Raw genomic sequence first — 8,922 nt, 5'->3', positions numbered from 1 at the left:
CCCGCAGACCGCCCGTCATCACGCACCGCACCACCAGGAGGCCCCCGGTGAGAGAAGCCCGGATAGACCGCAGAGTGTTCCTGCGCGGAGTAGGCGGCGTCGCCGCAGGCATCGCAGCCACTTCCCTCACCGCCTGCGGCACCGGCACCAGCCGGTCCGTCGACAGCGGCGGCAAGAACTCCAAGACACTCGTCGTCCGCGACAGCGGCGGCACCTACGGCGACGCCAACCAGAAGGCGGTCTACGAGCCGTTCACCAAGGAGACCGGCATCCAGGTCAAGGTGGTGAACATCGAGTACGCCCAGATGCTCGCCCAGATCAAGCAGGGCCGCCCCCAGTTCGACGTCATCGACGACTCCATGGCCGACTTCGTGCTCTTCAAGCAACAGGGCGCCACCCAGGCCCTGGACTACGACCGCCTGAAGAACTCCAAGGACGCCGGCATCGCCAAGTCTCTGCTCACCACCCACGCGATCGGCAAGAACTACTGGGCCAGCGTCATGGCGTACCGCACGGACGCCTTCGGCGGGAAGAAGCCGACCTCGTGGGCCGACTTCTGGGACACCAGGACATTCCCCGGCAGCCGCGCACTCCAGGCCCTGGACGCCGACCTGCCCGAGCTGGAGTTCGCCCTCCTAGCCGACGGCGTGGACCCGGACAAGCTGTACCCCCTCGACGTGGACCGCGCCTTCAAGTCCCTCGACGCGATCAAGTCACACGTCAAGAAGTTCTGGGACACCGGCGCCCTGCCCGGCGTACTCCTCGGCCGGGAAGAGGTCGTCGCCTCCAGTGTCTGGCACGGCCGCCTCGACGCCCTCATCAAACAGGGCTCCCCGCTCGCCTACCAGTGGAACGGCGCCCGCCGCCAGAGCAACGGCCTCGCCATCCCCAAGGGCACCGACAACCTCGACGCGGCCTACCAGCTCATCGACTTCTCGCTGCGCCCCGAAGTACAGGCCGCCTACGCCGAGTTGTACCCGATGGCCCCGACCGTGCCCGCCGCCTACAAGAAGCTCTCCACGGCCACCGCCGCCAACTTGGCAGGCTCCGCAGCCCACTTGGAGTCCGGCTTCGACCTGGACGTCGAATGGTGGATCAAGAACCAGGACGCCGTCTCCAAGCGCTGGCAGGAGTGGTCGCATGCCTGAACTGGACGTGAAAGCCCCGAAGATCACCCGTCCACCGGACGCCGGCACCGGCACCGGCACCGGAAAACCCTTGTCCGTCACGGGACTTCGCAAGACGTACGGCGGTGTCACCGCCGTCGACGAGGTCTCCATGGAGATCGCGGCGGGCGAGTTCGTCACCTTCCTGGGATCCTCCGGATCCGGCAAGACCACCACCCTGATGATGATCGCCGGGTTCTGCGAACCCGACTCCGGCAGCATCGTCGTCGGCGGCCGCGACGTGACCCGGCTGGCCCCGCAGAAACGCGGCCTGGGCTTCGTCTTCCAGCAGTACCTGCTCTTCCCGCACATGACGGTCTGGGACAACGTCGCCTTCCCGCTCCAACTGCGCGGTACACCCAAGGCGGAGCTGCGCCGCCGGGTCGGCGAGACCCTGGAGATGGCCGGGCTCAGCGGCATGACCCGCCGCCGCCCCCGCGAACTGTCCGGCGGCCAGCAGCAGCGTGTCGCCCTGTGCCGGGCCCTGGTCTACCGCCCGCCGGTGATCCTCATGGACGAGCCGCTCGGCGCCCTCGACAAGAAACTCCGCGACCAGCTCCAGACCGAGATCAAGCGCATTCAGCGCGAACTCGGCCTCACCGTCATCTATGTGACGCACGATCAGGAAGAGGCCCTCGTCCTCTCCGACCGGATCGCGGTCATGCGCGACGGCCGCATCGACCAGTTCGACAGCCCGAGGGAACTCTTCGAGGTCCCGCGCACCCCGTTCGTCGCGGACTTCCTCGGCGCCGCCAACTTCCTCGCGGGCAGCGTCGAGGAGCGCACCTCGGAGCACACCCGCGTACGGCTCGACACCGGCGGTCTGCTGACGGCCCGCCCCCTCGCGAACGCGGACGCGGACGGCGGCCGGGTCCGGGCCGCCGTCCAGCCCGGCCGTATCGGCCTCTGTCCCGCCGACACCGGCTTCTGCACCGGGACCGTGGAGACGGTCACCTACGTCGGAACACTGGTGCGCGTCACGGTCCGCCCGGTCGGCGGCGCCGACACCGACGTCGTACGCCTGGAGCTGCCGGCCGGACGGGCACCGGCTCCCGGTGAACACGTGGGCCTGACCGCCGAGTTCACCGACGTCAGCGTGTTCCCCGACACGGAAGACGCCGGCGTGCACCCCGACGCGGAACACAGGGGATGAGCATGGCCGGATCCGCCCTCGCCACGCAGCCGCAGCCCCAGTCTCAGCCCGCGCCCACCGCGACACCCGGCCGCATGAGCCGTCTGCGCCGCGCGCTGGCCGAACGCCGCACCCGCTACGGCCTGTTGAACGCCGCACCGGTCGTCGTCTACCTCCTGATCCTCTTCGTCTACCCGATCTTCAGCACGCTCCTCCTCAGCCTCAAGGGCGAGGAAGGCGGCTGGACCCTGCACTGGTACGCCGACGCGTTCCAGGGCGCGAACCTGGAGATCCTGCTCACCACCCTGCGGATCTCCGCCGAGACCTCTCTGCTCAGCCTCGTCATCGGCTTCCTGCTCGCCAACGCGGTGACCCGGCTGAAGCCCCTGTGGGCCGGCCTGGTGATGCTGGTCGTGATCGTCCCGCACTTCATCAGCGCGCTGGTGCGCACCTACGGCTGGATCATCCTGCTCGGCGAACACGGCGTCGTGAACAACGTCCTGACGGACCTTCACATCCCGGGCGCACCCTTCCAGTTGCTCTACAACGAGATCGGCGTCGTCATCGGCACCACCTCCGTGATGCTCCCGTACACCGTCCTCCTCCTGTACGCCGTGATGCGCGCCGTCGACCGCAGGCTGCTCGCCGCGGCGGCCAGCATGGGCGCCGGACGGATCACCATCTTCCGCCGTGTGTACCTGCCGCTGGTCGCTTCCGGACTGGTCAACGCAGGGGTGCTGTGCTTCATCCTCTGCCTCGGCTACTACCTCACCCCGGCCCTGATGGGCGGCCCGAAGCAGACCATGGTGGCCTCGCTCATCGACGACCAGGTCATGAAGCAGAACCAGTGGAACGGCGCCTCCGCACTCGGCATCATCCTGCTGCTGCTCACCTTCGCGGGCCTGCTCCTCCTCCGCCTGCTCAAGTCGGCGGGCGAGGCGTACCGGAAGCGGGGTACGGCATCATGATCGGCCTGCGCCCCACCCTCGCCGGACGCGTCTGCCTGGCCGCCTTCGCCACGCTGATCCTCCTCTTCCTGGCCCTGCCCATCATCGTCATCGTCGTCACCTCCTTCGGCAACGACGCCTTCGGCTCCTTCCCGCCCCACTCCTGGACCCTCGGCTGGTACAAGCAACTGTTCGCCGACGGCAGCAAATGGCCGGCCGCCCTCTCCCTGAGCGCCCTGGTCGCCGCCCTGACGACGGTGTTCTCCCTCATCCTCGGCGTGACCGCGGCGACCGCACTGGTCCGCAGCGAACTGCCCCTGCGCACAGCGGTCTACGGCCTGGTCCTCGCGCCCCTGGTGATCCCCCAAGTCGTCATCGCCCTGGGCCTGTTCCTGCTCTTCGAGCCCGCCTCGATGCTCGGCAGCCCGATCGCCATCGCGCTGGGTCACACCGTGCTGGCCTCACCCATCGCCGTGATGATCCTCATGGCCACCCTGAAGGGCATCGACGAACGGCTGGAGGACGCGGCGGCCAGCATGGGCGCAGGACGTCTCACCGTCGCCCGGCGCATCACCTTCCCGCTGGCCATGCCCGGACTGGTCGCCGCCGCCGTCTTCTCCTTCATCACCAGCTTCGACGAGTTCTTCGTCTCCCAGTTCCTGTCCTCCGTGGACACCGTGACCCTGCCGGTCCAGGTGTTCAACGTCCTTCAGTACGACGTCGATCCGTCCGTGACGGCCGTCAGCGCGCTGCTCATCGCGGTCGCCGTCGTCGCCCTCGCGCTGGTCGGCGTGGTCCGCCGGCTCGGCGGCTCCGGCCGGCAGGACGGTCTGCTGCCGACGGAGACCACCGTGGGCCTACCCGCCGGAAACGAGACCTGATGACCACCAGCACCACCCGCACCTCGTCAGGCGAACTGTCCGCCTCCGCGTCCCGGCACCTGCTCCTGAACATGACGCCCAACGGCTCGGTCGGCACCGACGGCGACAACCTCTTCGTCGTACAGCGCGGCGAGGGCCCCTACGTCGACGACGCGGACGGCAGACGCTACATCGACGGCCTCTCCGGCCTGTACTGCTGCCAGCTCGGCTACTCCTACGCGGCCGAGTTCGCCGAGGCCGCCGACCGGCAGCTCCGCGAACTCTGCTTCAGCCCGCTCTGGTCCGCCTCCGCACACCCGACGGCCATCGAACTCGCCGAACGCCTCTCCCGGATCGCGCCCGTCGACATCGAGCACACCTTCTTCTCCGGCGGCGGCGCCGAAGCCGTCGAGACCGCCTGGAAGATCGCCCGCAAGTACCACGCCCTGCGCGGCGACCCGGGCCGCACCAAGGCGATCGCCCGCCGCGGCGCCTACCACGGCCTGACCGTCGGCACCCTGTCCTTCACCGACGACCCCGGCCTGAAGGAGCCCTACGGCCCGCCCGCGATCGAGACCCGGTTCGTCTCCCACACCAACCGCTTCGGTCTGTCAGGGGAGTTGGCGGACGACGCGGCCTTCACCGCCCGTCTGCTGCGGGAGTTGGAGGACGTGATCCTCGCCGAGGGCCCGGAGACGATCGCCATGCTGATCGCCGAACCGGTGCAGAACCGCGGCGGCTGCATCACCCCGCCCGAGGGCTACTGGCCCGGCCTCAGAACACTCGCCGACCGCTACGGCTTCCTGCTCGTCGCCGACGAGGTGATCACCGCGTTCGGCCGGCTCGGCGAGTGGTTCGGCGGCGACCGCTACGGCGCCCGCCCCGACATCGTCACCGTCGCCAAGGGCATCACCGCCGGCTACGCCCCCATGGGCGCCACCCTCGTCGGCACCAAGGTCACCGAGGTCCTCAACCGCCCCGGCGCGATCCTCAACCACGGCTACACCTTCGGCGGACACCCGCTGAGCGCGGCCATCGCCCTGCGCAGCCTCGACATCATGGAACGCGACCGGATCCTGGACAACGTCCGCGCCCTCCAGGACCACCTCGCCACCCGCATGACCTCCCTCAAGACCCTGCCCATCGTCGGCGACGTCCGAGGCGCCGGCTTCTTCTACGCCTGCGAACTCGTCGGGGACCTGGACGACGGCGGCTTCAGCGACACCGCCCGCGCCGCACTCGTCGCCGACCTCATCCCGCGCCGGCTGCGCGAGGCCGGCCTGCTGGCCCGCGTCTACAACCGGGCCGCCCCGCTGGTCCAGATCGCGCCCCCGCTGATCAGCGACCGCCAGCTCCTGGACCGTATCGCCGACATCATCGCGGACACCCTCGACGAAGCGTCCGCCCGCCTGTGACCCCCGCATCAGAAAGGCAGCAACTCATGTACTCCATCGGTCCGTTGACCGTCGCCCCCGGCGAGCGCGCCCAGGGTCTGATCCCGGTCGGCACCAGCACCTACGGCGTGGAACTCGGCATCCCGCTGATCGTCGTCAACGGCACCGAGCCCGGCCCGGTGCTCTGCGTCGACGCGGGCGTCCACGGCGACGAGTACGACGGCCAGGAGGCCATCCGCCGCGTCCTCGCCGAGACCGACCCGGCGACCCTGCGCGGCACGCTCGTCGGCATCCCCTGCATGAACACCCCGGCCTTCGAGGCCGCCGCCCGCAGCAGCGGCCTCGACCACCTCAACCTCAACCGCATCTTCCCCGGCGACGCCGAGGGCTCGTACTCCCTGCGCCTGGCCGCGACCTTCGTCGAGCAGGTCGTCCCGGCCATCGACGCCCTCGTGGACCTGCACACCGGCGGCACCTTCGGGGAGATCGCCCCGCTGGTCATCGTCCAGGGCGGCTACGAGGACCTGGCCACCGGTATCGGTCTGGCCGCCGGACACCAACTCGTCTGGAAGGGCGGCAAGTGGGGCGGCACGGTCCGCCACCCCACTCTCGCGGCGGGCAAGCCGGCCATCACCATCGAGGCGGGTGGCGGGACGTATCGCGAGTCGACCGTAGAGCTGCACATGAACTCGGTGCGCAACATCATGCGCCGGCTCGGCATGACCGACGGTGAGCCCGAACTGCGCGACACCTACACGGCGGTCAGCGGAACCTTCGCCCGCTCCGCGTCCGGCGGCTTCTTCGTCGGGCACGCCGACCCGGGGGAGAGCTGCAAGGAAGGGGACCTGATCGCCCACGTCGTGGACCACTACGGCAACACGCTGGAGGAGGTCCGCGCCCCGCAGGACGGCATCGTGCTCTGGGTGCGACGGATCCGCACCGTCCACCCCGGCGACGAGGTCGTCATCTTCGGCACGGTGGAGGGGGAGATCCGGCTATGACCTCGGAAGCGAGTGGCGAACTGTCCCCGCGCGAGCTGCTGTTGGACGGCAAACAGGTCCCCGCCGCCGACGGCCGCACCTTCACCGTCCTCGACCCGTCGAACGGAACGGCCCTCGCCCAGGTCGCGTTGGCCGGTGCGGCCGACGTGGACCACGCGGTGGCCGCGGCCCGCGCCGCCTTCACAGCACCCGAGTGGGCCCGGATGCGCGCCGCCGACCGGGGACGCCTGCTGAACCGCATCGCCCAGGCGATCCGAGCCGAGGCCGGGCAACTGGCCCACCTGGAGAGCCGTGACGTCGGCAAACCGCTCGGCCAGGCGAAGGCCGATGTCGAGGCCGCCGCACGCTACTTCGAGTTCTACGCGGGCGTGGCCGACAAGCTCGGCGGCTCCACCATCCCGCTCGGCCCCGGTCTCCTGGACTACACCGTCCGCGAACCGATCGGCGTCTCCGGACAGATCATCCCCTTCAACTACCCGCTCCAGAACACCGCGAGGGGCTCGGCCCCCGCGCTGGCCGCAGGCTGCACAGTCGTCCTCAAGCCCTCACCCGAAGCACCCCTCACCCCACTGGAGATCGGCCGTATCGCCCTCGAATGCGGCCTCCCGCCAGGGGTGTTGAACGTCCTCCCCGGCGACGGCGAGACCGGCGCCGCCCTCGCCGGACACCCGGACATCGACCAGGTCACGTTCACCGGCTCGGTGCCGACCGGCATCAAGGTCGCGCAGGCGGCGGCCGCCAACGTGGTGCCCTCCGTAGTGGAGTTGGGCGGCAAGTCACCCGTCGTCGTCTTCGCCGACGCGGACTTCGACCTGGCCCTGGGCGCCGTCGCGGGCTCAGCCTTCGGCAACGCCGGACAGACCTGCTCGGCCGGCACCCGCATCCTGCTCCAACGCGGCGCCGAGGAATTCCTCGACAAGCTGGTCGCCCATGCCGCGTCGCTGAAACTGGGCCCCGGCCTGACCGACCCCGACATCGGACCGCTGGTCGCCGCCCGCCAACGCGACCGCGTCCAGGGCTACTTGGACCTCGCCCGGCAGGAGGGCGCCGACGTGCGCACCGGCGGCGGCGCCCCCACCGACCCCGCACTCGCCGACGGCTATTACATCGAGCCCACCGTCCTCACCGGCCTCACCAACCAGGCCCGCTGCGCCCGCGAGGAGATCTTCGGACCCGTCGTCACCGTCATCGACTTCGACGACCCCGAGGAGGCCCTCGCGATCGCCAACGACACCCCGTACGGCCTCGCCTCGTACGTCTGGACCCGCGACCTCGACAAGGCGCTGCGCATGGCCGAAGGCATCAGGGCGGGCCAGGTCTACGTCAACGCCACCGGCGTCGGCACCGGCATCGAGCTGCCCTTCGGCGGCTACAAGCACAGCGGTTGGGGCCGGGAGAAGGGCCTGGAGGCACTGGCGAGTTACACACAGACCAAGAACGTCTGCATCGGGTTCGGGAACTCCGCATGAGGTACCGCACGCTGGGCGAACGCGGGCCGACCGTCTCGGTGGTCGGTCTCGGCGGCAACAACTTCGGCTCCCGGCTCGACGAGGAGGCCACAACAGCCGTCGTCCACGCGGCACTTGACGCCGGGATCACCCTGTTCGACACGGCCGACATGTACGGCGGCTCCGGCGAGCGCGGGGGAGTGCGCGGCGACGGCGAACGGCTCCTCGGCGCCGCCCTCAAGGGCCACCGGGACGACATCGTGCTCGCGACCAAGTTCGGCATGGAGATGACCCCCGACGCGGAAGCCGCCCGGCTCGGCCCGCGCGGTTCCCGCCCCTACATCCGCTACGCCGTCGAAGCCTCCCTGCGCCGCCTGGGCACCGACCGGATCGACCTGTGCCAGTACCACGAGCCCGACGGCGTCACCCCGCTCGACGACACGATCGCAGCCCTGCGCGAACTCGTCGCCGAAGGGAAGATCCGCCACCTCGGCTGCTCCAACCTCCCCGCCGCCCGGCTCACCGCCCCCTTCGTCAGCACCCAGGCCCGCTACCACCTCCTCGACCGCAGCGCGGAGACCGACCTGATCCCCGCCTGCCTGCGCACCGGCGTAGGCCTGCTGCCGTACTACCCGCTCGCCAACGGCCTGCTCAGCGGCAAGTACCGGCGCGGCGAACAGCCCCCGCCCGGCAGCCGATTGTCCTGGCGCCAGGGCTGGCTCACCGACGCGGCCCTCGACCGCGTCGAGGCACTCACCGCGTACGGCACCGCGCGCGGACTGACCCTGCTGGAGGTGGCCGTCGGCGGACTCGCCGCGCTGCCGGCCGTCGGCTCGGTCATCTGCGGCGCGATGACCCCCGCCCAGGTCACCGCCAACGCGGCGGCGGCCGACTGGATCCCCGACGCGACCGACCTCACGGCACTCGACGAGATCGTGCGCCCCGGCGAACAGGTCGTCTGACGCCGGGAGTTC

At 70.3% G+C, this 8,922-nt stretch carries 8 protein-coding genes; all 8 read left to right on the top strand.

The genetic code is table 11. The annotated features are described in order from the left end of the window. The first annotated feature begins 47 nt into the window (after positions 1-47). Genes SPR02S_RS46680 through SPR02S_RS46645 form a run of 8 tightly spaced genes read left to right on the top strand, consistent with a single transcriptional unit; the run spans position 48 to position 8,910 of the window. Positions 48-1,148 carry an ABC transporter substrate-binding protein gene (locus SPR02S_RS46680; protein WP_026151507.1) on the top strand — a complete coding sequence of 367 codons (1,101 nt, stop codon included), beginning with the start codon at positions 48-50 and terminating at the stop codon, positions 1,146-1,148. Next, the gene (locus SPR02S_RS46675; protein WP_019063945.1) at positions 1,141-2,319 is read left to right on the top strand and encodes an ABC transporter ATP-binding protein; all 1,179 of its coding nucleotides are present in this window, start codon (positions 1,141-1,143) and stop codon (positions 2,317-2,319) included. Before SPR02S_RS46680 ends, SPR02S_RS46675 begins: the two co-directional genes overlap by 8 nt. 2 nt (positions 2,320-2,321) lie before the next feature. Further along, positions 2,322-3,266 carry an ABC transporter permease gene (locus tag SPR02S_RS46670; RefSeq protein WP_245607751.1) on the top strand — a complete coding sequence of 315 codons (945 nt, stop codon included), beginning with the start codon at positions 2,322-2,324 and terminating at the stop codon, positions 3,264-3,266. After that, positions 3,263-4,126 (top strand): ABC transporter permease, encoded by an 864-nt coding sequence (locus SPR02S_RS46665; protein ID WP_019063943.1) that lies wholly within the window; start codon positions 3,263-3,265, stop codon positions 4,124-4,126. Before SPR02S_RS46670 ends, SPR02S_RS46665 begins: the two co-directional genes overlap by 4 nt. Further along, positions 4,126-5,520 (top strand): aminotransferase class III-fold pyridoxal phosphate-dependent enzyme, encoded by a 1,395-nt coding sequence (locus tag SPR02S_RS46660; RefSeq protein WP_019063942.1) that lies wholly within the window; start codon positions 4,126-4,128, stop codon positions 5,518-5,520. The genes SPR02S_RS46665 and SPR02S_RS46660 overlap by 1 nt, the downstream gene beginning before the upstream one ends. Before the next feature lie 26 nt (positions 5,521-5,546). Next, a complete protein-coding gene (locus SPR02S_RS46655; RefSeq protein WP_019063941.1) occupies positions 5,547-6,500 on the top strand; it encodes a succinylglutamate desuccinylase/aspartoacylase family protein in 954 nt (317 codons plus the stop codon). Then, positions 6,497-7,969 (top strand): aldehyde dehydrogenase family protein, encoded by a 1,473-nt coding sequence (locus SPR02S_RS46650; RefSeq protein ID WP_019063940.1) that lies wholly within the window; start codon positions 6,497-6,499, stop codon positions 7,967-7,969. The genes SPR02S_RS46655 and SPR02S_RS46650 overlap by 4 nt, the downstream gene beginning before the upstream one ends. Then, positions 7,966-8,910, top strand: coding sequence for an aldo/keto reductase (locus SPR02S_RS46645; RefSeq protein ID WP_019063939.1), 945 nt, complete (start codon positions 7,966-7,968; stop codon positions 8,908-8,910). The genes SPR02S_RS46650 and SPR02S_RS46645 overlap by 4 nt, the downstream gene beginning before the upstream one ends. Positions 8,911-8,922: the final 12 nt, after the last annotated feature.

It is taken from the genome of Streptomyces prunicolor NBRC 13075, from assembly GCF_000367365.1.
GTDB classification, from domain to species: Bacteria; Actinomycetota; Actinomycetes; order Streptomycetales; family Streptomycetaceae; genus Streptomyces; species Streptomyces prunicolor.
Note: the sequence above shows the minus strand (reverse complement) of the source record. Positions and strands in the feature narration are given on the sequence as shown.

What these genes read in the sequence shown, in the direction of transcription:
- SPR02S_RS46645 (WP_019063939.1), top strand. Translation starts at nt 7,966, where the DNA reads ATGAGGTACCGCACGCTGGGCGAACGCGGGCCGACCGTCTCGGTGGTC.
- SPR02S_RS46665 (WP_019063943.1), top strand. Translation starts at nt 3,263, where the DNA reads ATGATCGGCCTGCGCCCCACCCTCGCCGGACGCGTCTGCCTGGCCGCC.
- SPR02S_RS46670 (WP_245607751.1), top strand. Translation starts at nt 2,322, where the DNA reads ATGGCCGGATCCGCCCTCGCCACGCAGCCGCAGCCCCAGTCTCAGCCC.
- SPR02S_RS46655 (WP_019063941.1), top strand. Translation starts at nt 5,547, where the DNA reads ATGTACTCCATCGGTCCGTTGACCGTCGCCCCCGGCGAGCGCGCCCAG.
- SPR02S_RS46660 (WP_019063942.1), top strand. Translation starts at nt 4,126, where the DNA reads ATGACCACCAGCACCACCCGCACCTCGTCAGGCGAACTGTCCGCCTCC.
- SPR02S_RS46650 (WP_019063940.1), top strand. Translation starts at nt 6,497, where the DNA reads ATGACCTCGGAAGCGAGTGGCGAACTGTCCCCGCGCGAGCTGCTGTTG.
- SPR02S_RS46675 (WP_019063945.1), top strand. Translation starts at nt 1,141, where the DNA reads ATGCCTGAACTGGACGTGAAAGCCCCGAAGATCACCCGTCCACCGGAC.